This is a genomic window from Helicobacter pylori oki112, from assembly GCF_000600085.1.
Lineage (GTDB): Bacteria > Campylobacterota > Campylobacteria > Campylobacterales > Helicobacteraceae > Helicobacter > Helicobacter pylori_CY.
Genome location: NZ_CP006821.1, coordinates 1,379,922 through 1,400,834, shown reverse-complemented (window position 1 = coordinate 1,400,834; position 20,913 = coordinate 1,379,922). Strand labels below are relative to the sequence as shown.

The following is a 20,913-nucleotide window of genomic DNA, read 5'->3' as shown; positions in this document are numbered from 1 at the left end:
TTGAGTAGTATTTCAGTTTTTATTTTATTGTTTTATTCTGTTTTGAGTGACGAATGAAACGAGTTCTTTTAGGAGAGTTTATGGAAAAAATCAGGTTGAAGCTCAAAGCTTATGACCATAGAGTGTTGGATCGCTCTGTTGTGGCTATCGTGGAAGCCGTAAAGCGCTCAGGTTCTGAAATTAGAGGGCCTATCCCTTTACCGACTAAGAATAAGCGTTACACCGTTTTGCGCTCCCCGCATGTCAATAAGGATTCAAGAGAGCAGTTTGAGATTAGGGTTTATAGCCGGTTGATTGATATTATCTCGGCCACCCCAGAAACCGTGGATAGCTTGATGAAGTTGGATTTGGCTCCTGAAGTGGATGTAGAAGTAACTTCTATGGAAACGAAGTAGTCCTAACGCATTGAGATAATAAAATAAGGGTTAGATATGGAATTTTTAGTTCAAAAGATAGGCATGAGCCGCACCATTGACGCTAACAGCACGCCTGTAACCTTGCTTAAAGTCTTGCAAGCGAAAGTGTGCCAGCTAGAAAACGGGAAAGCTTTAGTGGCCTATGCGATGCATAAAAAACACAATAAGGCGATTGAAGGCCAGCAAAAGAAATACCAGCTCAGTAAAGAGTTTAACCATTTCGCTACCTTAAAAGCTTCCCAACAAAAAGAGTTGGGCGATTTGGATTTGAGCGCTTTAGAAACGCTCAAAAGGGTTAAAGCGAGCTTTAAAACTAAAGGGAGAGGCTTTGCGGGGGTGATGAAGCGTTGGAATTTCCAAGGCGGGCCTGCCGCTCATGGGAGTCGTTTCCATCGCCGCCCTGGTTCTATTGGTAACAGAGAATGGCCAGGAAGAGTGCAAAAGGGTAGGAAAATGGCAGGGCATTATGGCAATGAGCTAGTTACTTGCCAAAACGAGGTGCTCTCTTTTGATAAAGAAAGTATGGTGTTAGTGCTAAAGGGTTCAGTGGCCGGCTTTTCTGGGGCTTATGGACGCATTAGAGCGGTATAAAACCATACATTGAATATAATATAAAGGGTTTGATATGAGTAAGGCCATCGTTTTAGACAGCCATTTGAAAGAAAAGGGTAGCGTGGAGTTACCTAAAAGATATGAGGGTATCAACAGCCATAATCTCTATCTTTATGTGAAACATTATTTATCTTCTGCGCGCGCTAATACCGCTAAAAGTAAAAACCGCGCTGAAGTGAGCGGGGGCGGTAGGAAGCCTTGGGCGCAAAAAGGGGGCGGAAGGGCTAGAGCAGGGAGCATCACTTCGCCTGTATTTGTGGGTGGGGGTGTCTCTCATGGGGCCACTAACAACCGCAACTACAACCTTAAAATCAATAAAAAACAAAAACGCCTGGCTTTAGAATACGCTTTAGAAGAAAAAGCACAAGCGAACAAGCTTTTTGTGGTGGAAAAAATCGCTATAAAAGGCGTGGTTGAAGACAATAAAAGGAAGCATTTGACTAAAGAAGCCAACCAAATGTTCCAGGCTTTAGAGCAACGAGACACTTTGTTTGTGTGCATGAACATGGACGAATACACTGAGTTAGCCTTTAGTAACCTTAAAAAATGCCTCATTATTGATGTGAGCGAGTTGAACGCTTATCTTTTAGCGGCGTTTAGCTCTGTTGTGATGGAAGAAGCAGCGTTTCAGCATGTGGTGCAAGATAAGACAGAGGAGTAAAAAATGGCAGACATCATGGATATAAAGTCAATTCTTTACACTGAAAAGTCATTAGGATTGCAAGAAAAAGGCGTTTTAGTGGTCCAAACGGCTCAAAATGTAACCAAAAACCAGCTCAAAGAAGTGTTTAAAACTTACTTTGGCTTTGAGCCTTTGAAAATCAATTCTTTGAAACAAGAGGGTAAGGTGAAACGCTTTAGAGGGAAGCTTGGACAAAGAAAGTCGTTTAAGAAATTTTATGTGAAAGTTCCAGAGGGCGCTAGCATTGCCGCCCTTGGCGCGTAAGAAAGGAGAAAGCGTTATGGCGATTAAAACTTATAAGCCCTACACCCCAAGCAGACGCTTCATGTCGGTGTTGGATTCTAAAGACATTACCGCAAAAAGCAGTGTCAAAGGCTTACTCACTAAGCTTAAAGCAACAGCAGGGAGAAACAATAACGGGCGCATCACCAGCCGCCACAAAGAGAGAGGGGCTAAAAAACTCTACCGCATTATTGATTTCAAACGCAACAAATACAATATTGAAGGGAAAGTGGCTGCGATTGAGTATGATCCTTACAGAAACGCACGCATCGCTCTTGTAGTCTATCCTGATGGGGACAAACGCTACATTTTACAGCCAAGCGGCTTGAAAGTAGGCGATAGCGTTATCGCTGCTGAAGGCGGTTTGGATATTAAAGTGGGCTTTGCGATGAAGTTAAAAAATATCCCTATAGGAACGGTGGTGCATAATATTGAAATGCATCCGGGGGCTGGCGGGCAATTAGCCAGAAGCGCTGGGATGAGTGCTCAGATCATGGGTAGGGAAAATAAATACACCATTGTTAGGATGCCAAGCTCTGAAATGCGCTACATTTTAAGCGAATGCATGGCGAGTGTTGGCGTGGTAGGGAATGAGGATTTTATCAATGTCTATATCGGTAAGGCAGGGCGTAACCGCCACAGAGGGATCCGCCCGCAAACTCGTGGTAGCGCGATGAACCCAGTGGATCACCCGCATGGTGGGGGTGAGGGTAAAACAGGGACAAGCGGTCATCCTGTATCGCCTTGGGGCACTCCGGCTAAGGGCTATAAAACGAGAAAGAAAAAAGCTAGCGACAAGCTCATCATTTCCAGAAAGAAACATAAATAAAGGTTAAAGAATGTCTAGGTCAATTAAAAAGGGTCCTTTTATAGACGACCACTTGATGAAAAAAACGCTCAAGGCAAAAGAGGGTAAGGATAACCGCCCGATTAAAACATGGTCTAGAAGAAGCACCATTTTGCCTGAAATGATTGGTTTTACTTATAATGTGCATAACGGAAGGGTTTTTGTCCCTGTGTATATCACAGAAAACCATGTGGGTTATAAGTTAGGGGAATTCGCTCCTACAAGAACTTTTAAAGGGCACAAAGGTAGTGTCCAAAAAAAGATTGGCAAGTAAGGGGGTAGAATGAGTAAAGCGTTATTAAAATTTGTGCGGTTATCTCCTACTAAAGCCAGATTGATTGCAAGACAGATTCAAGGCATGAGTGCTGAATTAGCGATCGCTAGTTTGGAATTTACGCCCAATAAAGCGGCCAGAGTGCTTTCAAAAGTGGTGGCTTCTGCGGTCGCTAACGGCTCTTTAGACGCTAAGAGTGCTCTGATTGTTTCTTGCAGAGTGGATGCTGGCCCTGTGCTTAGGCGCTCCATTCCAAGGGCTAAAGGCAGGGCCACAGCCATTAGAAAGCCAACATCTCATGTATTCGTAGAAGTAGCAGAAGGGAAAGAAATGAAATCTTCTAAAAGCCATAAAAAAAATCAAGCAGAAGGTAAGTAGGGCATGGGACAAAAAGTTAATCCGGTAGGTTTAAGATTAGGTATTAATAGGAATTGGACTTCCAGATGGTTCCCTAGCGCTCGCACCGCTCCAAGCAATATTGATGAAGACAATAAGATTAGGAAATTCCTTAAAAAAGAGCTTTATTATGCCGGCGTGAGCGAGATTGTGATTGAAAGAGCGGCTAAAAAACTGCGTGTTACGGTCGTAGCGGCTCGCCCGGGGCTTATCATTGGTAAAAAAGGCGTGGATATTGAAAAAGTCAAAGAAGGCTTAAAAACGCTCATCAAAAAAGAAGTTTCCATTAATATTAAAGAAGTCAAACGCCCCCAAGCTGACGCCCAATTAGCCGCAGAAAATGTAGCCACCCAACTAGAAAAAAGGGTCGCTTTCCGCCGCGCGATGAAAAAAGTCATGCAAGCGGCGTTAAAATCCGGCGCTAAAGGGATCAAGGTGCGCGTTTCTGGCCGTTTAGCAGGGGCTGAAATCGCTCGCACCGAATGGTATATGGAAGGGCGCGTGCCTTTACACACCTTAAGGGCTAAGATTGATTACGGCTTTGCTGAAGCGATGACGGTATATGGTATTATTGGCGTGAAAGTGTGGATTTTCAAAGGGGAAGTTTTGCAAAAAGGCATCCAATTTGAGAAAAAAGAAGAGGCTAAAGAAGAAAGAGAGCCTAGAAGAAGCAGAAGAGGGAGGCAATAATCATGTTAATGCCAAAAAGAACAAAATACAGAAAGCAAATGAAAGGGCGCAATCGTGGGAAAGCCCATCGTGGTAATTCCATTGCGTTTGGGGATATTGCGATTAAAGCCATAGAGCATGGGAGGATTGATTCACGCCAGATTGAATCCGCAAGGGTGGCCATGACAAGGCACATTAAAAGAGCGGGTAAGGTGTGGATTAGAGTATTTCCCGATAAGCCTTTGACCGCCAAACCTTTAGAAACGAGAATGGGTAAGGGTAAGGGCTCTGTGGAAAAATGGGTGATGAATATCAAGCCGGGCAGAATCGTTTATGAAATGCTAGGCATTGAAGAAGGACTAGCGAGAGAAGCTTTAGCGTTAGCTCAGAGCAAACTTCCTTTTAAAACCAAAATTGTAACTTGTGAGAGCGAAAATGAAATATACTGAATTGAAAGATAAGAGTATCAAGGAATTAGAAGAGTTGTTGCATACTAAAAAAGCGGAGCTTTTTGAGTTGCGCGTTAAGTTAAAGGCTATGCAATTGAGTAATCCTAACGAGATTAAGAAAGCCAGAAGAAATATCGCTCGCATTAACACGGCCATTAATGCGCATTATTCTTCTAGCGTTGAGTAAAAAAGGGTAAGCAATGAATACGAAAGAGCCGCATAAGAGGTTAGTGCAAGGCAAGGTCATCAGCAAGTTTGCTGAAAAAAGCGCTGTGATTCTTGTGGAAAGAAAAGTGGTGCATGAAAAATACCGCAAGATTGTTAAAAAGTTCAAAAAATACACCATTCATGATGAAAACAATCAGGTGAAAGTAGGGGATTTTGTGAGCGCGATTGAGTGCAGACCGCTTTCTAAAACCAAGTCTTTCACGCTTAAAGAAATTTTAGTAGTGGGAGTATAAGCATGATACAGAGTTTTACAAGATTGAATGTCGCTGACAATAGCGGCGCTAAAGAAATCATGTGCATTAAGGTGTTAGGAGGTAGCCACAAACGCTATGCGAGCGTGGGTAGCGTGATCGTGGCTTCTGTGAAAAAAGCTATCCCTAATGGCAAGGTGAAGTGCGGTCAAGTCGTCAAAGCCGTTGTGGTGAGAACGAAAAAAGAAATCCAAAGGAAAAATGGTTCTTTGGTGCGTTTTGATGACAATGCAGCGGTGATTTTGGACGCTAAAAAAGATCCTGTTGGCACAAGGATTTTTGGGCCAGTGAGCCGAGAAGTGCGTTACGCTAATTTCATGAAAATTATTTCTCTAGCGCCGGAGGTTGTATAATGAAAAGCGAAATCAAAAAAAATGACATGGTGAAAGTCATTGCAGGAGACGATAAGGGTAAGGTCGCTAAGGTTTTAGCGGTGTTGCCTAAGACTTCTCAAGTGGTTGTTGAAGGGTGTAAGGTGGTGAAAAAAGCGATTAAACCCACTGATGATAACCCTAAAGGGGGCTTTATCCATAAAGAAAAGCCCATGCACATTTCTAATGTGAAGAAAGCCTAAGGAGTTGGATACATGTTTGGTTTGAAACAATTTTATCAAAATGAAGTGAGAATAAAACTCGCTCAAGAATTAGACATCAAAAACCCCATGCTTTTACCCAAGCTAGAAAAAATCGTTATCAGCGTGGGCGCTGGGGCTCATGCAAAAGACATGAAAATCATGCAAAATATCGCGCAAACGATTTCTTTAATTGCAGGGCAAAAGGCGGTTATCACTAAAGCGAAAAAATCCGTTGCAGGCTTTAAGATCAGAGAAGGCATGGCGGTAGGGGCGAAAGTTACCTTAAGGAATAAACGCATGTATAATTTCTTAGAAAAGCTGATTGTGATTTCGTTACCCAGAGTGAAAGACTTTAGAGGGATTTCACGGAATGGTTTTGATGGGCGCGGGAATTACACCTTTGGGATCAATGAGCAGTTGATTTTCCCGGAAGTGGTTTATGATGATATTATGGTCAGTCATGGCATGAACATCACTATGGTAACTTCTACAGACAACGATAAAGAAGCGTTCAAGTTGTTAGAATTGCTTGGATTGCCTTTTGCAAAAGTGAGATAAGGGGTTAATATGGCTAAAAAATCAATGATAGCAAAGGCTCAAAGGAAACCAAAATTTCAAGTAAGAGCCTATACCAGATGCCGCATTTGTGGGAGACCTCATTCGGTTTATAGGGATTTTGGACTTTGTAGGGTGTGCCTGAGAAAAATGGGCAGTGAGGGACTCATCCCAGGCTTGAGAAAAGCCAGTTGGTAAGGATAAGATATGGTAAATGATATAATTGCAGATTCATTAACTCGTTTGAGAAACGCTTCTATGCGCCGCTTAGAATTCACACAGCTTTATTACGCAAAGATCGTGGTTTCTATTTTAGAGATTTTTAAAGAAAAAGGTTTCATTAAAGATTTCAATGTCAAAGATAAAGACAAGAAACAATCGGTTTATGTGCAATTGGCTTATGATGAAAAAGGGCATTCAAAAATCAGCGAAGTGAAGCGCTTAAGCAAGCCTGGTCGTCGCGTGTATAAGCAAAAAAACGAGTTGAAGCGCTTTAAAAATGGCTATGGCGTGATTGTGGTAAGCACTTCTAAAGGGGTGATCACCAACGAAGAAGCTTACAGACAAAATGTCGGTGGCGAAGTGCTTTGCAGTATTTGGTAAAGGATTGAAAATGTCAAGAATCGGGAAAAGAATCATTGAAATTCCAAGCTCTGTGCAAGCGAGCGTTGAAGGGAGCAAGCTTCTTTTTAAAAACAGCAAAGAAAAGCACGAATTAGAAACTCACAACCGAGTGAAAATCACGCTTGAAAACAGCCAATTGAGCTTCCAGCCTGTGGGCGAAGACGCGCAATCTAGGGCTTATTGGGGGACTTATGGAGCGTTAGCCAACAACATTGTAATAGGCTTAAGCACCGGTTTTAGTAAGACTTTAGAAGTCAATGGCGTGGGCTATAAGGTGGCTTTGGGCAATAAAACTTTGGATTTGAGTTTGGGTTTTAGCCACCCGGTGAAATACCCCATTCCAGCAGGGATTGAAATGGTGGTGGAAAAAAACACGATCACGATCAAAGGGAGCGATAAGCAAAAAGTAGGGCAAGTCGCCGCTGAAATCAGGAGCTTCAGACCCCCAGAGCCATACAAGGGCAAGGGCGTGAAATACAGCGATGAAGTCATTATTAGAAAAGCTGGTAAAACAGCTAAAAAATAAATAAGGTGGAGTGATGAACGCAAAAGCATTGTATAAAAAGAAAGCCTTAAGGGATCGCCGAAAATTAAGGATTAAAAGCAAGCTCTTGGGCGATAATTTAAGACCTAGGGTGAGCGTTTTTCGTTCGAATCGCTATTTCTATGCGCAAGCGATTGATGATGTTAAACAAAGCACCATAACGCATATTGACGGCAGGAAAATGGGCTTTAAAAACACGCAAGAAGACGCTAAAAAATTAGGCGCTCTCTTTGCTGAAGAATTGAAAAAAGTAGGGATTGAGCGAGCGGTTTATGACAGGAATGGTTATCTCTATCATGGCGTGGTGGCAGCGTTTGCTGAAAGCTTGAGAGAGAACGGGATTGCTCTATGACAGAAAGGAAAGGTATGGAAGAGATTAACAGAGAAGAGTTTCAAGAAGTCGTTGTGAATATTGGCCGTGTAACCAAAGTGGTTAAGGGCGGTAGGCGGTTTCGTTTTAACGCTTTAGTGGTTGTGGGCAATAAAAATGGGCTTGTAGGCTTTGGTTTGGGCAAGGCTAAGGAAGTCCCTGATGCGATTAAAAAAGCGGTAGATGATGCGTTTAAAAACCTGATTCATGTAACGATTAAAGGTACGACTATCGCTCATGATATTGAGTATAAATACAACGCAAGCCGTATTTTACTCAAACCGGCAAGTGAGGGAACGGGAGTGATTGCTGGGGGTTCAACGCGCCCTATCGTGGAATTAGCAGGCATTAAGGATATTCTAACCAAATCTTTAGGCTCCAACAACCCCTATAATGTGGTGCGTGCGACTTTTGATGCTTTAGCGAAAATCAAGGCGTAGTTAAAAAGGATATGATGATGGGATTAGAAAATTTAAAACCGGCTAAAGGTAGCGTTAAAAAAATCAAACGAGTGGGTCGTGGTCAAGGAAGCGGTATGGGAAAGACTGCCACAAGAGGCGGTAAAGGCCAAACCGCAAGGACAGGCTATAAGGCTAAAAGAGGCTTTGAAGGGGGGCAACAACCCTTACAACGCCGTTTGCCTAAAATAGGTTTTAGGACTAAAGATTCTCATATCTATTCTATCAATGTAGAAAAGAATGAAGCGATTAAAAATTTAGAAGAAATCACTTTTTCAAGCTTGCACGCTTTACACCATTTCCCCCTTTATATTGAAGGTGTGAAATTGATTGGTAAAGACGCTAAAAACTTGGCTTCTAAAATTAAAGATGAGAGAATCAAAACAAGCGGGCAGAAGTAATGCCCTTAATCAGCTTGATTGGAGAGGAATAAGTTAATATGAATAAAGCTATTGCCAGTAAGATACTCATCACTTTGGGTTTTTTATTTCTCTACAGAGTCTTAGCTTATATCCCCATTCCTGGCGTAGATTTAGCAGCGATCAAGGCTTTTTTTGACAGCAATTCCAACAACGCTTTGGGGTTGTTTAACATGTTTAGCGGGAATGCGGTTTCTCGCTTGAGCATCATCTCTTTGGGTATCATGCCCTATATCACTTCTTCAATTATCATGGAGCTTTTGAGCGCGACTTTCCCCAACCTGGCTAAAATGAAAAAAGAGCGAGACGGCATGCAAAAATACATGCAAATCGTGCGCTATTTGACCATTTTAATTACCCTAATCCAAGCGGTGAGCGTTTCAGTGGGGTTAAGGAGCATTAGCGGAGGAGCCAATGGAGCGATCATGATTGATATGCAAGTTTTTATGATTGTTTCAGCGTTTTCTATGCTTACAGGGACGATGTTACTCATGTGGATAGGGGAGCAAATCACGCAAAGGGGCGTGGGGAATGGGATCAGTCTCATTATTTTTGCCGGGATTGTTTCAGGGATCCCATCGGCTATTTCAGGCACATTCAACTTGGTCAATACGGGCGTGATCAATATCTTAATGCTCATTGGTATTGTGCTGATTGTTTTAGCGACTATTTTTGCGATTATCTATGTGGAATTAGCCGAGCGCAGGATCCCTATTTCTTATGCACGTAAAGTGGTGATGCAAAACCAAAACAAGCGCATCATGAATTACATTCCTATTAAGTTGAATTTAAGCGGGGTGATCCCCCCTATTTTCGCTTCAGCGTTGCTCGTGTTCCCTTCTACGATTTTGCAGCAAGCCACAAGCAACAAAACCTTGCAAGCGGTTGCGGATTTTTTAAGCCCGCAAGGGTATGCATATAATATTTTGATGTTCTTGCTCATTATCTTTTTTGCTTACTTTTATTCTTCTATCGTGTTCAATTCTAAGGATATTGCGGATAATTTAAGGCGTAATGGCGGGTATATTCCAGGGCTTAGGCCTGGAGAAGGGACTTCATCGTTTTTAAATTCTGTAGCGAGTAAGCTCACTTTGTGGGGTTCATTGTATTTAGCGCTCATTTCTACCGTGCCTTGGATTTTGGTTAAGGCTATGGGCGTGCCTTTTTACTTTGGAGGCACAGCGGTGCTGATTGTGGTTCAAGTCGCTATTGACACCATGAAAAAGATTGAAGCGCAAATTTATATGAGCAAGTATAAAACTTTAAGTGCGGTAGGCTTTTAATGGCGATCTCTATTAAAAGCCCAAAAGAAATCAAAGCTCTAAGAAAAGCCGGGGAATTAACCGCTCAAGCGTTAGCCCTTTTAGAGCGAGAAGTAAGGCCTGGGGTTTCACTTTTAGAGCTGGATAAAATGGCTGAAGATTTTATCAAATCCTCTCATGCCAGGCCTGCTTTTAAGGGGCTCTATGGTTTCCCCAACTCGGTGTGCATGTCCTTAAATGAAGTGGTTATTCATGGCATTCCTACGGATTATGTTTTACAAGAAGGGGATATTATAGGCTTGGATTTGGGGGTGGAGGTGGATGGCTATTATGGCGATTCAGCCCTCACGCTTCCCATAGGCACGATAAGCTTGCAAGATGAAAAATTGCTCGCTTGCTCTAAAGAGAGCTTGATGCATGCCATTAACTCAATTAGAGTGGGCATGCATTTTAAGGAGTTGAGTCAGATTTTAGAGGGCGCTATTGTAGAAAGAGGTTTTGTGCCTTTGAAAGGATTTTGCGGGCATGGCATTGGTAAAAAACCCCATGAAGAGCCAGAAATCCCCAACTACCTAGAAAAAGGCGTCAAGGCTAATAGCGGCCCTAAAATCAAAGAGGGCATGGTATTTTGCTTAGAGCCTATGGTGTGTCAAAAACAGGGCGAGCCTAAAATACTAGCGGATAAGTGGAGCGTGGTTTCAGTGGATGGGCTTAACACAAGCCACCATGAGCATACTATCGCCATAGTTGGCAATAAAGCAGTGATTCTTACGGAGCGTTAATGGCAAGAGATGATGTTATAGAAGTGGATGGGAAAGTGATTGAGGCGTTGCCTAACGCCACTTTTAAGGTGGAGTTAGACAATAAGCATGTGGTGTTGTGCCGTATTTCTGGAAAGATGCGCATGCACTATATTAGGATTGCTTTAGGCGATAGGGTCAAGCTAGAGCTTACGCCCTATAGTTTAGACAAGGGTCGGATAACTTTTAGATATAAATGAATTTAAGGGTTATTTCAATGAAAATATGTTAGTATGAAAGTTTTTAGTAGTGCCTAATTTTTTCAAAGGAGAACAATCATGAAAGTCAGGCCATCAGTGAAAAAGATGTGCGATAAGTGCAAAATCATTAAAAGAAGGGGCGTTATTAGAGTGATCTGTGCTACCCCTAAACACAAACAAAGACAAGGATAAAGCATGGCAAGGATTGCTGGTGTGGATTTACCAAAAAAGAAGAGAGTAGAGTATGCCCTTACTTATATTTATGGGATTGGGCTTAAGAGTTCCAGAGAGATTTTAGAAGCGGTAGGCATTTCTTTTGACAAGCGCGTGCATGAATTGAGCGAAGATGAAGTGTCTAGCATCGCTAAAAAAATCCAGCAAAGCTACCTAGTAGAGGGCGATTTGCGTAAAAAAGTTCAAATGGATATTAAATCTTTAATGGACTTAGGGAATTATCGTGGGATCAGGCATCGTAAGGGTCTTCCTGTAAGAGGCCAAACTACTAAAAATAACGCTAGGACTCGTAAGGGTAAGAAAAAAACCGTGGGTAGCAAGTAGCGGATAAGGAGATGATGATTTAATGGCTAAGAGAAATGTAACGGCTAAAAAGAAAGTAGTCAAAAAGAATATTGCTAGAGGGGTTGTTTATATTTCAGCGACCTTTAATAATACCAACATCACTATCACTGATGAAATGGGTAATGTGATTTGTTGGAGCACGGCGGGCGGTTTAGGGTTTAAAGGCTCTAAAAAATCCACCCCTTATGCGGCCCAACAAGCTGTAGAAAGTGCTCTAAGCAAGGCTAAAGAGCATGGCGTTAAAGAAGTGGGCATTAAGGTTCAAGGGCCAGGTAGTGGGCGTGAGACCGCTATTAAGAGCGTGGGCGCGACAGAGGGCGTTAAAGTGCTTTGGATTAAAGACATCACCCCGCTCCCTCATAATGGTTGCAGACCCCCTAAAAGAAGAAGAGTGTAAGGAGGCTTTATGGCAAGATATAGAGGCGCAGTAGAAAGACTAGAAAGGCGTTTTGGGGTTTCTTTAGCCTTAAAAGGTGAAAGGCGATTGAGCGGGAAGGGTGCTCTAGATAAAAGGGCTTATGGACCAGGCCAGCATGGGCAAAGGCGCGCTAAGACTTCTGATTACGGGTTGCAATTGAAAGAAAAGCAAAAAGCTAAAATGATGTATGGCATTTCTGAAAAGCAATTTAGGAGTATTTTTGTGGAAGCCAATCGCTTGGACGGCAATACGGGTGAAAACCTTATCCGCTTGATTGAAAGAAGATTGGACAATGTCGTCTATCGCATGGGGTTTGCGACCACTAGAAGCTCTGCTAGGCAATTAGTAACGCATGGGCATGTGCTTGTGGATGGTAAGCGTTTGGATATTCCCTCTTATTTCGTGCGTTCAGGGCAAAAAATTGAGATCAAAGAAAAAACCAAGAGCAACTCTCAAGTGGTTCGCGCGATGGAATTGACAGCTCAAACAGGGATTGTGCCATGGATTGATGTGGAAAAAGACAAAAAATACGGTATCTTCACCCGCTACCCTGAAAGAGAAGAAGTGGTTATCCCTATTGAAGAAAGACTCATTGTAGAATTGTATTCTAAGTAAGGGGTTAGAGCATGAAAGTTATCAAAACAGCACCTTTGATCCCATCAGAAATTAAGGTGCTAGAGAAAGAGGGCAATCGGGTTAAGATTTCTCTGGCTCCATTTGAGTTTGGTTACGCTGTTACGCTCGCTCATCCTATTAGAAGGCTCTTGCTTTTAAGCTCTGTGGGGTATGCTCCTGTAGGTTTAAAGATTGAAGGCGTCCATCATGAGTTTGACTCATTAAGAGGGGTTACTGAAGATGTGTCGCTCTTTATCATGAATTTAAAGAATATCCGCTTTATAGCCAAGGCGTTAGTGGGGCAAGATAGCTCTTTAGAAAACCAATCGGTTGTGGTGGATTATTCTTTTAAAGGGCCTATGGAGCTTAGGGCTAGGGATTTGAATTCTGATCATATAAAAATTGTCAATCCGGAAATGCCCCTAGCGACAATCAACGAAGACGCTCAATTGAATTTTTCGCTCATTATCTATAAAGGAATGGGGTATGTCCCAAGCGAAAACACAAGGGAATTGATGCTTGAGGGCTACATGCCACTAGACGGCTCTTTCACGCCGATTAAAAAGGTCGTTTATGAGATTGAAAATGTTTTGGTTGAGGGCGATCCCAACTATGAAAAAATCATTTTTGATATTGAAACAGACGGGCAGATTGACCCTTATAAAGCGTTTTTATCAGCGGTGAAAGTGATGAGCAAGCAACTAGGCGTTTTTGGCGAAAGACCCATTACTAACACGGAGTATTCAGGCGATTACGCCCAAAGAGATGACGCTAAAGACTTGAGTGCTAAAATTGAAAGCATGAATTTGAGCGCTAGGTGTTTTAATTGCTTGGATAAAATCGGCATCAAGTATGTGGGCGAACTCGTGTTGATGAGCGAAGAAGAGCTTAAGGGCGTGAAAAACATGGGTAAAAAATCCTATGATGAAATCGCTGAAAAATTGAATGATTTGGGCTATCCGGTAGGCACAGAATTAAGCCCTGAACAAAGAGAAAGTTTAAAGAAAAGATTAGAAAAATTAGAAGATTAAAGGAGGTAACGACTGATGAGACACAAACACGGATACCGCAAGCTTGGGAGGACCAGCTCGCACAGAAAGGCGTTATTAAAGAATTTAGCGATCGCTTTGATTGAGCATAACAAAATTGAAACAGGGATTTATAAAGCTAAGGAATTGCGCAGTTACATTGAGAAATTAACGACAGCGGCTCGTGTGGGCGATTTTAACGCACACCGCCATGTTTTTGCGTATTTGCAAAACAAAGAAGCCACCCACAAGCTTGTAACCGAAATCGCACCCAAATACGCGCAAAGGAATGGCGGATACACCAGAATCCAACGCACCACTTTTAGAAGAGGGGACGCTTCCACTCTAGCCACCATTGAATTTGTGTGAAATTTGACGGGCTGCTAGCCAAGATTTTAGTCTTGGTTGGTATCGCTTTGATTTTATTTTATTTTAAAAAAGCGGTTAAAAGCTTTGATCTTGTTTTATTGATTATAAAATTTAAAAAATGCTAAAAGCGTTTTCTGTAATCAAAATATAAAAGAGCTTAGTTAAGCGATAACCTCCAAACTGCAAAAATAAATTTTAAAAAATCAAAATAAACTCAAAACTCGCACCGGCTTCTATCCCACCCTTTAATTGAGCGGTATTTCTTGCATTTTTATTAAGGCTTCTAATTGGTTTGATGATTTTAAGAAATCCAACTGCTGGAGATTGAGCCAGATGGATTCAAGCGTATTTTGAGACACGCTAGATATTGGCTATTCGTTTATGCTAAACTGCTTTGGATTTTAGCCGATGTAGGTGATGGGCTGATTTGTTCGCTTTGTAGTGGTTTTGTTGAAAAAATATGAACTCCTATTATTGTGTCCGCCACACAATGCACATTAAAAACACTAAACCTACCATCTCCACGCAAAGCGAAACTGAATCAATCTTTCTCTACTTGCTAACTCAAATGCTCCTTAACTTGGCGCAATATACAGATAAAAATTCGCCTAATAAAACCCGCTCATAAAAACTTTTGATACACCAACACCACCGATTTAGGTGTAGAGCTAAGGCTAAAAAAACTATCTGTAGCTTCATTGAGCGAGCCAGAAAAGAGCGTTTTTAAACGCAAGTTTTTTAAAGGGTATTTGAGATTTTTGGAAGTGAATTGGGCGTTAAAATCCAAGCTAAAAAGCGAGATTTGTTCCCCTTTAAAACTGGTCAAAGTAAAAGGGGTTTCTAGCACCCTAAAAAGACCATAATCGCTTACGGCTTGGATTTTTTTGCAAAATTTAAAATACTCCAACAATAAAAAAGTGTTCGCCAAAGCGTGGTCTTCTCGCTTGCCATTCAACCCTAAAAAAATAAAGTCATCACAGCCCCTATTCAAGGCATAAAAAAAGGCTTTGGACAAATCGTTGCTGTTTTGTTCGCTCATGCGTATAGGGTTATACAAGGCTTTCAAATGCGAATCAATGCTATCTAGATCGCCTATAACAACGCTGGGTTTGAATTGAAGCGCATGCAATGATATAACAGCCCCATCGCATGCGATTAAAAAAGGAGCGTTTTTTAAAAGGTCTAAGCATTTTTGGGATTTAGGAAACTCCCCATTCGCTAAAATCACTGCTTGCATGACTTATTCCAGCGGTTAAAATAATACAAACCAATAAAAAGGTATAGGATCGTTGTGAAGAGTTGCACCAAGCTCTCTGTTGAAATTTGAAAAATACAAAACCACACGATAATGGACACGATATTCCCCAAAGTTACTAGCGCATAATTTTCTATATAGCGCAAAACCTGTAAAATAAAAGCAATAATAAAGATGACAAAATTAAAACTCTCTGCCCATAAAAAATTCGTTTTAATCTCTTTAAAAAACAAAGCGCTCACATAAGTTAAAACCCCTATGCCTAAAACGAGCGCAAAACGCCAATTTTTGGGAAGTTTTTGAGCCTTGATAACGCCCTCATGCTGCTCTGTCTTTTTCCATGCGAACAGCCCATAAATCGTTACTGGCATATACAAAAAAAGGCATAAAATCACATCAGCGTTTAATTTCCACTGATAAGCGACATAAGCGTAACTCAAATTATAAACAAGACCAAATATAAAGCAAATCGTTTGCCTTTCTCCGGCAAAAAACGCATACAAAACCCCACTAAGCCCCGCTAAAAGATTGATAAACGAGCCTTTGACAAGAATGTTAGTGATGGTTAAAAACACGCAAGCGAGAATGAGCGTGGCGTAAAATCGTTTGGATAGTTGGGTGGTTATTAACATGCTATTTCCTTACGCAAGAATTACCTTGACAAGTTCTACGGGTTTGATCTCAGCCTTTTAAAAACTTGAGCGTTTTAAAAAGCACCCCTTAAATGCTCCTTATTGTAACACAAATCAGTGAGAACGCACTTTAAAATTTCTTTAATTTTTTACTCCCCCCTCCATTTAATGGCATTTGGGTTAAATCACCACCCTAATTTAGCACAAAGCCTAACACAAATCCCAAAAACACACACAAGGCCAAGAATGACCAAACCCTCTACAAGGAAGTTGCTAGGATGCCCGCAATACGCCGAAACCTCATGGATAGCGGCAATAAAGGGCATCGTTAAAAGCATCACATAAAAATCCCTTAGCCTTGATCCTAACACAGCGTTATAAAACGCGCCAAAAAACCTAGCCTTAAAAATGGCTTTGAGAAACCTAGGGTATCTTACTTGGAAAGATTTATAACAATCCCTACCTCGTGGGTCAAATAAAAGGTTAGACAACAAAGCCGCTATTAGACCCACTAGCCACATATAATAGCTGTATTTAGGGTCAAAAAGCGGATCGCTAGCTGAACCATTTATGTCATAAAAAATCCTAGCGTTTATGGAGATACATATCGTATAGACTAGAGCCACTGCCCATTGATATTCCCAGTCGCTCAAACGCTCTTTTGAACCATTCAAGTTCTCTTTTGTAGTATCCATGTTATTTCCTTCCCCCCATCACCTTGACTCATTTAAGATTACCAAGCATGCCCAAAACTATAGCCGTAATCATAAAAATCACGGATAGGTTCTCTTGGGGCTTGCGGTTCTCTAGTCTGAGGCTCTCTATCAACGCCACGGATATAATCTTCTACCCTATCGCCTACTTCAGACCCAATATATCCTCCTATTGCACCACCAACAAATCCGCCCATTTTATCACCAACAAAACCCCCAACACCACCCCCTATAAATTTGCCTAATTCACCCCTTGCCTCTATTTTAGGACCAGCTATAGCCGCATTAACCATTGCACCGCATAAAACCACTACACAACTAAATGCTTTTAATCCACTCATAACAAATCCTTTCATAAAATGGAGATTCAAGGCATGTTGGACACACCTTGATAAGAATATTTATACCACAACCCTATTAAAAGCATTGTTACAGATCAGCGAAATATCACAAAAATCTCAATAAGCGTTTTGTTTCTACTCAAATTACAGGATTAAAGTAAATCATTGGTTTTATGGTTTTAGCATTTTTTAAGCGTTTTAGAGCGTTAAGTTTCAAGCATTAAAGCCTTTAATTGCGTTTTTACACCAACCGCTTAAAAATTGAACGCCTATTTTGAATATATTAGACGCTTTTTTATTTTTATGTTAAACTATTTGAAGTTTTGGTCGATATGACTCAATACAGAGGTTAAACCAATCATAAATAGTAAGGTTGATTCCATCTCGCTCTGTAATAGGTTTGAAACCATGCATCTAAGATTGACTCCTATCTTGTAAGTGCCATACTACAAGTTCCCATAATAAAAACTTCTAAAAATCAAAACCTACAGAGCGAGATGGAATTAACCTTTTTATGATTACAAAGGATAGCCAATCTTAAACAATATAGAGGCAATACAAGCCTTATAATATCATTAATCGCTATTCAAAATCACAGATATTTTAATACAGCGTTCAATTTTTGAAAGCAAGAGCTTACTCACGAGCCTTTTTAAAAACAAATTTTTATACCATATCACAAGCTTTCGTGTTATAATGCGTTGAATGGATTTAGGAGTGTAAAAATGCAAGTTTCACAATATCTGTATCAAAACGCGCAATCTATTTGGGGGGATTGTATTTCCCATCCGTTCGTTCAAGGCATAGGGCGTGGGACTTTAGAAAGAGATAAATTCCGTTTTTATATTATTCAGGATTATTTGTTTCTTTTAGAATACGCTAAGGTGTTTGCTTTGGGCGTAGTTAAGGCTTGTGATGAAGCGGTGATGAGGGAGTTTTCTAACGCTATACAAGATATTTTAAATAACGAGATGAGTATCCATAACCATTACATTAGAGAACTTCAAATCACTCAAAAAGAATTGCAAAACGCGCACCCCACTCTAGCGAATAAATCCTATACAAGCTACATGCTCGCTGAAGGGTTTAAGGGCTCTATCAAAGAAGTTGCGGCGGCTGTTCTATCCTGTGGTTGGAGCTATTTAGTGATCGCGCAAAATTTGAGTCAAATCCCAAACGCTTTAGAACATGCCTTTTATGGGCATTGGATTAAGGGCTATAGTTCCAAAGAATTTCAAGCGTGCGTAAATTGGAATATTAATTTGCTTGATTTTCTCACTCATGCTTCTTCAAAACAAGAAATTGAAAAATTAAAGGAGATTTTTATCACTACAAGCGAATACGAATATCTGTTTTGGGATATGGCGTATCAAAGTTAAATAAAGGTTTTTGTGCCGTTAGAAAAACACAAGAGAAGAATATATCTATCTCTTGCAAAAAGTTTATTGAGCGTAAGCTTCTAGTTTGAGCTCAATCTTTATCTCATCTCCAACGACAGCGTCGCTAAAGGTTTTACCGATACCAAAATCCTTGCGGTTGATTTTGCCTTCAGCTTGTAACACCATGAATTCTTTTTTATTCATGGGGTTTTGTAAGGGGGCTTGGATTTTGGCTTCTAACACGACAGGTTTGGTTACGCCATGAAGGGTCAAATCCCCATGGATTTTACCATCTTCGTATTTTGTCATCTTAAAGCTCCCTTTTGGGTATTTCATGGCATCAAAAAACTCTGCTGTTTTTAGGTGGTCATCTCTTTTTTTGTTCCTAGTGTTAATGCTTTTAATATCAATTTTGCCTTCAAAAACATTGAGGGCTTTGGTATTAGGATCGGCATCAATTTTGCCATCAAAACTATCAAACACGCCTCTTGTTTCATTGAATTTGAAGTGCTTAACCTCAAACCACACGCTAGAGTTTGCCTTATCAATCGTATAAGGTTTTGCAAACGCCAGACTAACGCCCAAAAGGGTGAACATTAACGCTTTTTTCATTGTTTCCTCACTTCATTTTGAATTAAAAACGCCAACTATACAACAAATTGGTTAATGGTAAAATACTCCTAATCATCTGTTTTAAGGTATAATACAAAAAATCCCCATTAGGTAGGTGTTGTTATGATAAAAAAGACCCTTGCATCAGTTTTATTAGGATTGAGTTTGATGAGTGTGTTAAATGCCAAAGAATGCGTTTCGCCCCTAACAAGAAGCGTTAAGTATCATCAGCAAAGCGCTGAAATTAGGGCCTTGCAATTGCAAAGTTACAAAATGGCGAAAATGGCGCTAGACAATAATCTCAAGCTCGTTAAAGACAAAAAGCCAGCCGTCATCTTGGATTTAGATGAAACCGTTTTAAACACTTTTGATTATGCGGGCTATTTGACCAAACATTGCATCAAATACACCCCAGAAACTTGGGATAAATTTGAAAAAGAAGGCTCTCTTACGCTCATTCCTGGAGCGCTAGACTTTTTAGAATACGCTAATTCTAAGGGCGTTAAGATTTTTTACATTTCTAACCGCACGCAAAAAAATAAGGCATTCACCTTAAAAACGCTCAAAAGTTTTAAACTCCCCCAAGTGAGTGAAGAATCCGTTTTATTGAAAGAAAAAGGCAAGCCTAAAGCCGTTAGGCGAGAATTAGTCGCTAAGGATTATGCGATTATTTTACAGGTGGGCGATACTTTGCATGATTTTGACGCACTTTTTGCTAAAGACGCTAAAAACAGCCAAGAGCAACGAGCTAAAGTCTTGCAAAACGCTCAAAAATTCGGCACAGAGTGGATCATTTTACCCAACTCTCTTTATGGCACATGGGAAGATGAACCCATAAAAGCATGGCAGAATAAAAAATAAAATTTATCCATCGCATAAGAACGATTTTTGCTAACATGACAAAAAATTTGATCTCTTAGGCGGAGTTATGGATTTTGTAGGGTTTGAAGATTTAAAATGCAAAGATAAAGAAAACTCTCAAAAAGTTTTTGTGATCCGTAACGACAAGTTAGGCGATTTTATTTTAGCCATACCCGCTTTAATCGCTCTAAAGCATGCTTTTTTAGAAAAAGGCAAGGAAGTGTATTTGGGCGTGGTTGTGCCTAGCTATACCACCCCAATAGCTTTAGAATTCCCTTTCATTGATGAAGTCATCATAGAAGACAACCATTTGGCCGCCACTCTCAAAAGTAAATCCATTGACGCTCTTATCTTTTTATTTTCTAATTTTAAAAACGCCAGACTCGCTTTTAGTTTGAGAAAATTTATTCCTTATATCCTAGCCCCAAAGACTAAAATCTATTCTTGGCTGTATCAAAAGAGCGTGCGCCAAAGCCGATCGTTATGCTTAAAAACCGAATACGAATACAATTTGGACTTAATCCATGCGTTTTGTAAAGATCACAATCTCCCTAACGCTTCAATTAAAAAAATCGCATGGAAGCTTAAAGACAAAGTGCAAGAGCGATCCATCATCGCTTCAAAACTCAACGCTGATGTTGGTTTGTTGTGGATTGGCGTGCATATGCATAGCGGAGGCAGTTCGCCCGTATTGCCTACCTCAAACTTTATTGAGCTGATTGATTTTTTATACAAGAATTTGAATTGTGAGATCATTCTTATTTGCGGGCCAGGCGAGAGAAAAGCCACAGAAGAACTCCTTAAAAAAGTCCCTTTCGCCCACCTCTATGATACGAGCCATAGTTTAGTGGATTTAGCCAAATTGTGCGCGAATTTGTCTGTTTATATCGGGAACGCTTCAGGCCCTTTGCATGTGAACGCTTTATTTGACAACCAATCTATCGGGTTTTATCCTAACGAACTCAGCGCTTCTATTGCCAGATGGCGGCCTTTCAATGAACGATTTTTAGGCATCACCCCGCCTAATGGCTCAAACGATATGGGTTTGATTGACATCAAAAAAGAAAGCGAGAATATTATTGAATTTATCGCACCCAATCTTTCTTGTCGCTTAAAATTTCTAATTTCCTCATAAATTGAGCCTTGAAGATCCCATTTGAGTTTAAGTTAGATTAGTCCTTGCAAACTCTAATAGGGAT

36 protein-coding genes and 1 pseudogene are annotated in these 20,913 nt (G+C 40.7%); 32 read left to right on the top strand and 5 right to left on the bottom strand.

Going from position 1 to position 20,913, the window contains the following annotated elements; genetic code table 11:
- Window positions 1-80 precede the first annotated feature (80 nt).
- From rpsJ to rplQ, 29 genes and pseudogenes are all read left to right on the top strand, one after another.
- Window positions 81-395, top strand: a complete 315-nt coding sequence (gene rpsJ / locus HPOKI112_RS06740; protein WP_000411561.1) for a 30S ribosomal protein S10 — start codon at window positions 81-83, stop codon at window positions 393-395.
- Between the two features lie 36 nt (window positions 396-431).
- The gene (gene rplC / locus HPOKI112_RS06735) at window positions 432-1,007 is read left to right on the top strand and encodes a 50S ribosomal protein L3 (protein ID WP_000395313.1); all 576 of its coding nucleotides are present in this window, start codon (window positions 432-434) and stop codon (window positions 1,005-1,007) included.
- A gap of 34 nt (window positions 1,008-1,041) precedes the next feature.
- On the top strand, window positions 1,042-1,689 hold the full coding sequence (gene rplD, locus HPOKI112_RS06730; protein WP_000030157.1) for a 50S ribosomal protein L4: 648 nt from the start codon (window positions 1,042-1,044) through the stop codon (window positions 1,687-1,689).
- A 3-nt stretch (window positions 1,690-1,692) separates the two neighbouring features.
- Window positions 1,693-1,974: a 50S ribosomal protein L23 gene (locus HPOKI112_RS06725; protein WP_000763613.1), complete on the top strand. Its 282-nt coding sequence runs from the start codon at window positions 1,693-1,695 to the stop codon at window positions 1,972-1,974.
- 16 nt (window positions 1,975-1,990) lie between these two features.
- Window positions 1,991-2,821 carry a 50S ribosomal protein L2 gene (gene rplB, locus HPOKI112_RS06720; RefSeq protein WP_025310000.1) on the top strand — a complete coding sequence of 277 codons (831 nt, stop codon included), beginning with the start codon at window positions 1,991-1,993 and terminating at the stop codon, window positions 2,819-2,821.
- Window positions 2,822-2,831: 10 nt separating this feature from the next.
- Window positions 2,832-3,113 (top strand): 30S ribosomal protein S19, encoded by a 282-nt coding sequence (gene rpsS, locus HPOKI112_RS06715; RefSeq protein WP_000091385.1) that lies wholly within the window; start codon window positions 2,832-2,834, stop codon window positions 3,111-3,113.
- Between the two features lie 9 nt (window positions 3,114-3,122).
- Entirely contained in the window at window positions 3,123-3,491 is a 369-nt protein-coding gene (gene rplV / locus HPOKI112_RS06710) for a 50S ribosomal protein L22 (RefSeq protein ID WP_000030354.1), read from the top strand.
- Window positions 3,492-3,494: 3 nt separating this feature from the next.
- Entirely contained in the window at window positions 3,495-4,199 is a 705-nt protein-coding gene (gene rpsC / locus HPOKI112_RS06705; protein ID WP_000529972.1) for a 30S ribosomal protein S3, read from the top strand.
- A gap of 2 nt (window positions 4,200-4,201) precedes the next feature.
- Window positions 4,202-4,627, top strand: coding sequence for a 50S ribosomal protein L16 (gene rplP, locus HPOKI112_RS06700; protein WP_000928961.1), 426 nt, complete (start codon window positions 4,202-4,204; stop codon window positions 4,625-4,627).
- On the top strand, window positions 4,614-4,814 hold the full coding sequence (gene rpmC, locus HPOKI112_RS06695; RefSeq protein WP_025276363.1) for a 50S ribosomal protein L29: 201 nt from the start codon (window positions 4,614-4,616) through the stop codon (window positions 4,812-4,814). Before rplP ends, rpmC begins: the two co-directional genes overlap by 14 nt.
- A 13-nt stretch (window positions 4,815-4,827) precedes the next feature.
- Window positions 4,828-5,088 carry a 30S ribosomal protein S17 gene (rpsQ, locus tag HPOKI112_RS06690; protein WP_001092746.1) on the top strand — a complete coding sequence of 87 codons (261 nt, stop codon included), beginning with the start codon at window positions 4,828-4,830 and terminating at the stop codon, window positions 5,086-5,088.
- Window positions 5,089-5,090: 2 nt separating this feature from the next.
- Window positions 5,091-5,459, top strand: a complete 369-nt coding sequence (gene rplN / locus HPOKI112_RS06685) for a 50S ribosomal protein L14 (RefSeq protein WP_001870914.1) — start codon at window positions 5,091-5,093, stop codon at window positions 5,457-5,459.
- Window positions 5,459-5,680 (top strand): 50S ribosomal protein L24, encoded by a 222-nt coding sequence (gene rplX, locus HPOKI112_RS06680; protein ID WP_000834238.1) that lies wholly within the window; start codon window positions 5,459-5,461, stop codon window positions 5,678-5,680. The genes rplN and rplX overlap by 1 nt, the downstream gene beginning before the upstream one ends.
- 12 nt (window positions 5,681-5,692) lie before the next feature.
- The gene (rplE, locus tag HPOKI112_RS06675; RefSeq protein WP_000467384.1) at window positions 5,693-6,238 is read left to right on the top strand and encodes a 50S ribosomal protein L5; all 546 of its coding nucleotides are present in this window, start codon (window positions 5,693-5,695) and stop codon (window positions 6,236-6,238) included.
- A gap of 9 nt (window positions 6,239-6,247) precedes the next feature.
- Window positions 6,248-6,433, top strand: a complete 186-nt coding sequence (locus HPOKI112_RS06670) for a type Z 30S ribosomal protein S14 (protein WP_001085694.1) — start codon at window positions 6,248-6,250, stop codon at window positions 6,431-6,433.
- Window positions 6,434-6,442: 9 nt separating this feature from the next.
- On the top strand, window positions 6,443-6,838 hold the full coding sequence (rpsH, locus tag HPOKI112_RS06665; RefSeq protein ID WP_000245805.1) for a 30S ribosomal protein S8: 396 nt from the start codon (window positions 6,443-6,445) through the stop codon (window positions 6,836-6,838).
- A 10-nt stretch (window positions 6,839-6,848) separates the two neighbouring features.
- Window positions 6,849-7,385 (top strand): 50S ribosomal protein L6, encoded by a 537-nt coding sequence (rplF, locus tag HPOKI112_RS06660; RefSeq protein WP_025276362.1) that lies wholly within the window; start codon window positions 6,849-6,851, stop codon window positions 7,383-7,385.
- Between the two features lie 13 nt (window positions 7,386-7,398).
- On the top strand, window positions 7,399-7,755 hold the full coding sequence (gene rplR, locus HPOKI112_RS06655; RefSeq protein ID WP_025276361.1) for a 50S ribosomal protein L18: 357 nt from the start codon (window positions 7,399-7,401) through the stop codon (window positions 7,753-7,755).
- Between the two features lie 14 nt (window positions 7,756-7,769).
- Window positions 7,770-8,213, top strand: coding sequence for a 30S ribosomal protein S5 (rpsE, locus tag HPOKI112_RS06650; protein WP_001881394.1), 444 nt, complete (start codon window positions 7,770-7,772; stop codon window positions 8,211-8,213).
- A 17-nt stretch (window positions 8,214-8,230) separates the two neighbouring features.
- A complete protein-coding gene (rplO, locus tag HPOKI112_RS06645; RefSeq protein WP_000522164.1) occupies window positions 8,231-8,632 on the top strand; it encodes a 50S ribosomal protein L15 in 402 nt (133 codons plus the stop codon).
- 38 nt (window positions 8,633-8,670) lie between these two features.
- Window positions 8,671-9,933, top strand: coding sequence for a preprotein translocase subunit SecY (secY, locus tag HPOKI112_RS06640; RefSeq protein WP_001030187.1), 1,263 nt, complete (start codon window positions 8,671-8,673; stop codon window positions 9,931-9,933).
- The gene (map, locus tag HPOKI112_RS06635) at window positions 9,933-10,694 is read left to right on the top strand and encodes a type I methionyl aminopeptidase (RefSeq protein WP_025309999.1); all 762 of its coding nucleotides are present in this window, start codon (window positions 9,933-9,935) and stop codon (window positions 10,692-10,694) included. Before secY ends, map begins: the two co-directional genes overlap by 1 nt.
- A complete protein-coding gene (gene infA / locus HPOKI112_RS06630) occupies window positions 10,694-10,912 on the top strand; it encodes a translation initiation factor IF-1 (protein WP_000090248.1) in 219 nt (72 codons plus the stop codon). Before map ends, infA begins: the two co-directional genes overlap by 1 nt.
- Window positions 10,913-10,990: 78 nt before the next feature.
- Window positions 10,991-11,104: a 50S ribosomal protein L36 gene (rpmJ, locus tag HPOKI112_RS06625; RefSeq protein WP_000868339.1), complete on the top strand. Its 114-nt coding sequence runs from the start codon at window positions 10,991-10,993 to the stop codon at window positions 11,102-11,104.
- A gap of 3 nt (window positions 11,105-11,107) precedes the next feature.
- The gene (gene rpsM / locus HPOKI112_RS06620; RefSeq protein WP_000090809.1) at window positions 11,108-11,470 is read left to right on the top strand and encodes a 30S ribosomal protein S13; all 363 of its coding nucleotides are present in this window, start codon (window positions 11,108-11,110) and stop codon (window positions 11,468-11,470) included.
- 22 nt (window positions 11,471-11,492) lie between these two features.
- On the top strand, window positions 11,493-11,888 hold the full coding sequence (rpsK, locus tag HPOKI112_RS06615) for a 30S ribosomal protein S11 (protein WP_001129289.1): 396 nt from the start codon (window positions 11,493-11,495) through the stop codon (window positions 11,886-11,888).
- 9 nt (window positions 11,889-11,897) lie between these two features.
- Window positions 11,898-12,524, top strand: coding sequence for a 30S ribosomal protein S4 (rpsD, locus tag HPOKI112_RS06610; protein WP_025309998.1), 627 nt, complete (start codon window positions 11,898-11,900; stop codon window positions 12,522-12,524).
- A gap of 11 nt (window positions 12,525-12,535) precedes the next feature.
- Window positions 12,536-13,571 (top strand): annotated as a pseudogene (locus HPOKI112_RS06605) (DNA-directed RNA polymerase subunit alpha).
- Window positions 13,571-13,921, top strand: a complete 351-nt coding sequence (gene rplQ, locus HPOKI112_RS06600; protein WP_001216119.1) for a 50S ribosomal protein L17 — start codon at window positions 13,571-13,573, stop codon at window positions 13,919-13,921. Before HPOKI112_RS06605 ends, rplQ begins: the two are co-directional and overlap by 1 nt.
- Window positions 13,922-14,543: 622 nt before the next feature.
- Here the strand turns inward: rplQ and HPOKI112_RS06595 are convergent.
- From HPOKI112_RS06595 to HPOKI112_RS06580, 4 genes are all read right to left on the bottom strand, one after another.
- Window positions 14,544-15,158 carry a thiamine diphosphokinase gene (locus tag HPOKI112_RS06595; protein WP_025309997.1) on the bottom strand — a complete coding sequence of 205 codons (615 nt, stop codon included), beginning with the start codon at window positions 15,156-15,158 and terminating at the stop codon, window positions 14,544-14,546.
- Window positions 15,146-15,808, bottom strand: coding sequence for a nicotinamide riboside transporter PnuC (gene pnuC, locus HPOKI112_RS06590; RefSeq protein WP_025277144.1), 663 nt, complete (start codon window positions 15,806-15,808; stop codon window positions 15,146-15,148). The genes HPOKI112_RS06595 and pnuC overlap by 13 nt, the downstream gene beginning before the upstream one ends.
- A 185-nt stretch (window positions 15,809-15,993) precedes the next feature.
- A complete protein-coding gene (locus HPOKI112_RS06585) occupies window positions 15,994-16,503 on the bottom strand; it encodes a hypothetical protein (RefSeq protein WP_038418638.1) in 510 nt (169 codons plus the stop codon).
- A gap of 38 nt (window positions 16,504-16,541) precedes the next feature.
- Window positions 16,542-16,862 carry a hypothetical protein gene (locus HPOKI112_RS06580; RefSeq protein ID WP_000015761.1) on the bottom strand — a complete coding sequence of 107 codons (321 nt, stop codon included), beginning with the start codon at window positions 16,860-16,862 and terminating at the stop codon, window positions 16,542-16,544.
- A gap of 725 nt (window positions 16,863-17,587) precedes the next feature.
- On the opposite strand from HPOKI112_RS06580, the gene tenA reads away from it, so the two are divergent.
- Window positions 17,588-18,241, top strand: coding sequence for a thiaminase II (gene tenA / locus HPOKI112_RS06575; protein ID WP_025276353.1), 654 nt, complete (start codon window positions 17,588-17,590; stop codon window positions 18,239-18,241).
- Window positions 18,242-18,304: 63 nt separating this feature from the next.
- Here the strand turns inward: tenA and HPOKI112_RS06570 are convergent, their stop codons facing one another.
- A complete protein-coding gene (locus tag HPOKI112_RS06570) occupies window positions 18,305-18,853 on the bottom strand; it encodes a YceI family protein (protein ID WP_025277140.1) in 549 nt (182 codons plus the stop codon).
- Between the two features lie 123 nt (window positions 18,854-18,976).
- Here HPOKI112_RS06570 and HPOKI112_RS06565 point away from each other — a divergent pair, with 123 nt between their 5' ends.
- On the top strand, window positions 18,977-19,714 hold the full coding sequence (locus HPOKI112_RS06565; RefSeq protein WP_025276351.1) for a 5'-nucleotidase, lipoprotein e(P4) family: 738 nt from the start codon (window positions 18,977-18,979) through the stop codon (window positions 19,712-19,714).
- 67 nt (window positions 19,715-19,781) lie between these two features.
- Window positions 19,782-20,849 carry a glycosyltransferase family 9 protein gene (locus HPOKI112_RS06560; RefSeq protein ID WP_025309996.1) on the top strand — a complete coding sequence of 356 codons (1,068 nt, stop codon included), beginning with the start codon at window positions 19,782-19,784 and terminating at the stop codon, window positions 20,847-20,849.
- The last annotated feature ends 64 nt before the right edge of the window (window positions 20,850-20,913 follow it).

Excerpts from the sequence above, each read along its gene's own strand:
- HPOKI112_RS06670 (WP_001085694.1), top strand. The coding sequence starts at position 6,248 with ATGGCTAAAAAATCAATGATAGCAAAGGCTCAAAGGAAACCAAAATTT.
- rpmC (WP_025276363.1), top strand. The coding sequence starts at position 4,614 with ATGAAATATACTGAATTGAAAGATAAGAGTATCAAGGAATTAGAAGAG.
- rplQ (WP_001216119.1), top strand. The coding sequence starts at position 13,571 with ATGAGACACAAACACGGATACCGCAAGCTTGGGAGGACCAGCTCGCAC.
- rpsS (WP_000091385.1), top strand. The coding sequence starts at position 2,832 with ATGTCTAGGTCAATTAAAAAGGGTCCTTTTATAGACGACCACTTGATG.
- secY (WP_001030187.1), top strand. The coding sequence starts at position 8,671 with ATGAATAAAGCTATTGCCAGTAAGATACTCATCACTTTGGGTTTTTTA.
- rplD (WP_000030157.1), top strand. The coding sequence starts at position 1,042 with ATGAGTAAGGCCATCGTTTTAGACAGCCATTTGAAAGAAAAGGGTAGC.
- rpsM (WP_000090809.1), top strand. The coding sequence starts at position 11,108 with ATGGCAAGGATTGCTGGTGTGGATTTACCAAAAAAGAAGAGAGTAGAG.
- map (WP_025309999.1), top strand. The coding sequence starts at position 9,933 with ATGGCGATCTCTATTAAAAGCCCAAAAGAAATCAAAGCTCTAAGAAAA.
- rpsJ (WP_000411561.1), top strand. The coding sequence starts at position 81 with ATGGAAAAAATCAGGTTGAAGCTCAAAGCTTATGACCATAGAGTGTTG.
- HPOKI112_RS06595 (WP_025309997.1), bottom strand. The coding sequence starts at position 15,158 with ATGCAAGCAGTGATTTTAGCGAATGGGGAGTTTCCTAAATCCCAAAAA.
- tenA (WP_025276353.1), top strand. The coding sequence starts at position 17,588 with ATGCAAGTTTCACAATATCTGTATCAAAACGCGCAATCTATTTGGGGG.
- rpsK (WP_001129289.1), top strand. The coding sequence starts at position 11,493 with ATGGCTAAGAGAAATGTAACGGCTAAAAAGAAAGTAGTCAAAAAGAAT.
- rpsE (WP_001881394.1), top strand. The coding sequence starts at position 7,770 with ATGGAAGAGATTAACAGAGAAGAGTTTCAAGAAGTCGTTGTGAATATT.
- rpmJ (WP_000868339.1), top strand. The coding sequence starts at position 10,991 with ATGAAAGTCAGGCCATCAGTGAAAAAGATGTGCGATAAGTGCAAAATC.
- rplF (WP_025276362.1), top strand. The coding sequence starts at position 6,849 with ATGTCAAGAATCGGGAAAAGAATCATTGAAATTCCAAGCTCTGTGCAA.
- HPOKI112_RS06560 (WP_025309996.1), top strand. The coding sequence starts at position 19,782 with ATGGATTTTGTAGGGTTTGAAGATTTAAAATGCAAAGATAAAGAAAAC.
- HPOKI112_RS06565 (WP_025276351.1), top strand. The coding sequence starts at position 18,977 with ATGATAAAAAAGACCCTTGCATCAGTTTTATTAGGATTGAGTTTGATG.
- rplV (WP_000030354.1), top strand. The coding sequence starts at position 3,123 with ATGAGTAAAGCGTTATTAAAATTTGTGCGGTTATCTCCTACTAAAGCC.
- HPOKI112_RS06725 (WP_000763613.1), top strand. The coding sequence starts at position 1,693 with ATGGCAGACATCATGGATATAAAGTCAATTCTTTACACTGAAAAGTCA.
- rplO (WP_000522164.1), top strand. The coding sequence starts at position 8,231 with ATGGGATTAGAAAATTTAAAACCGGCTAAAGGTAGCGTTAAAAAAATC.
- rplP (WP_000928961.1), top strand. The coding sequence starts at position 4,202 with ATGTTAATGCCAAAAAGAACAAAATACAGAAAGCAAATGAAAGGGCGC.
- rplB (WP_025310000.1), top strand. The coding sequence starts at position 1,991 with ATGGCGATTAAAACTTATAAGCCCTACACCCCAAGCAGACGCTTCATG.
- HPOKI112_RS06580 (WP_000015761.1), bottom strand. The coding sequence starts at position 16,862 with ATGAGTGGATTAAAAGCATTTAGTTGTGTAGTGGTTTTATGCGGTGCA.
- rplR (WP_025276361.1), top strand. The coding sequence starts at position 7,399 with ATGAACGCAAAAGCATTGTATAAAAAGAAAGCCTTAAGGGATCGCCGA.
- pnuC (WP_025277144.1), bottom strand. The coding sequence starts at position 15,808 with ATGTTAATAACCACCCAACTATCCAAACGATTTTACGCCACGCTCATT.
- rpsQ (WP_001092746.1), top strand. The coding sequence starts at position 4,828 with ATGAATACGAAAGAGCCGCATAAGAGGTTAGTGCAAGGCAAGGTCATC.
- rplX (WP_000834238.1), top strand. The coding sequence starts at position 5,459 with ATGAAAAGCGAAATCAAAAAAAATGACATGGTGAAAGTCATTGCAGGA.
- infA (WP_000090248.1), top strand. The coding sequence starts at position 10,694 with ATGGCAAGAGATGATGTTATAGAAGTGGATGGGAAAGTGATTGAGGCG.
- HPOKI112_RS06585 (WP_038418638.1), bottom strand. The coding sequence starts at position 16,503 with ATGGATACTACAAAAGAGAACTTGAATGGTTCAAAAGAGCGTTTGAGC.
- HPOKI112_RS06570 (WP_025277140.1), bottom strand. The coding sequence starts at position 18,853 with ATGAAAAAAGCGTTAATGTTCACCCTTTTGGGCGTTAGTCTGGCGTTT.
- rpsC (WP_000529972.1), top strand. The coding sequence starts at position 3,495 with ATGGGACAAAAAGTTAATCCGGTAGGTTTAAGATTAGGTATTAATAGG.
- rpsH (WP_000245805.1), top strand. The coding sequence starts at position 6,443 with ATGGTAAATGATATAATTGCAGATTCATTAACTCGTTTGAGAAACGCT.
- rplN (WP_001870914.1), top strand. The coding sequence starts at position 5,091 with ATGATACAGAGTTTTACAAGATTGAATGTCGCTGACAATAGCGGCGCT.
- rpsD (WP_025309998.1), top strand. The coding sequence starts at position 11,898 with ATGGCAAGATATAGAGGCGCAGTAGAAAGACTAGAAAGGCGTTTTGGG.
- rplE (WP_000467384.1), top strand. The coding sequence starts at position 5,693 with ATGTTTGGTTTGAAACAATTTTATCAAAATGAAGTGAGAATAAAACTC.
- rplC (WP_000395313.1), top strand. The coding sequence starts at position 432 with ATGGAATTTTTAGTTCAAAAGATAGGCATGAGCCGCACCATTGACGCT.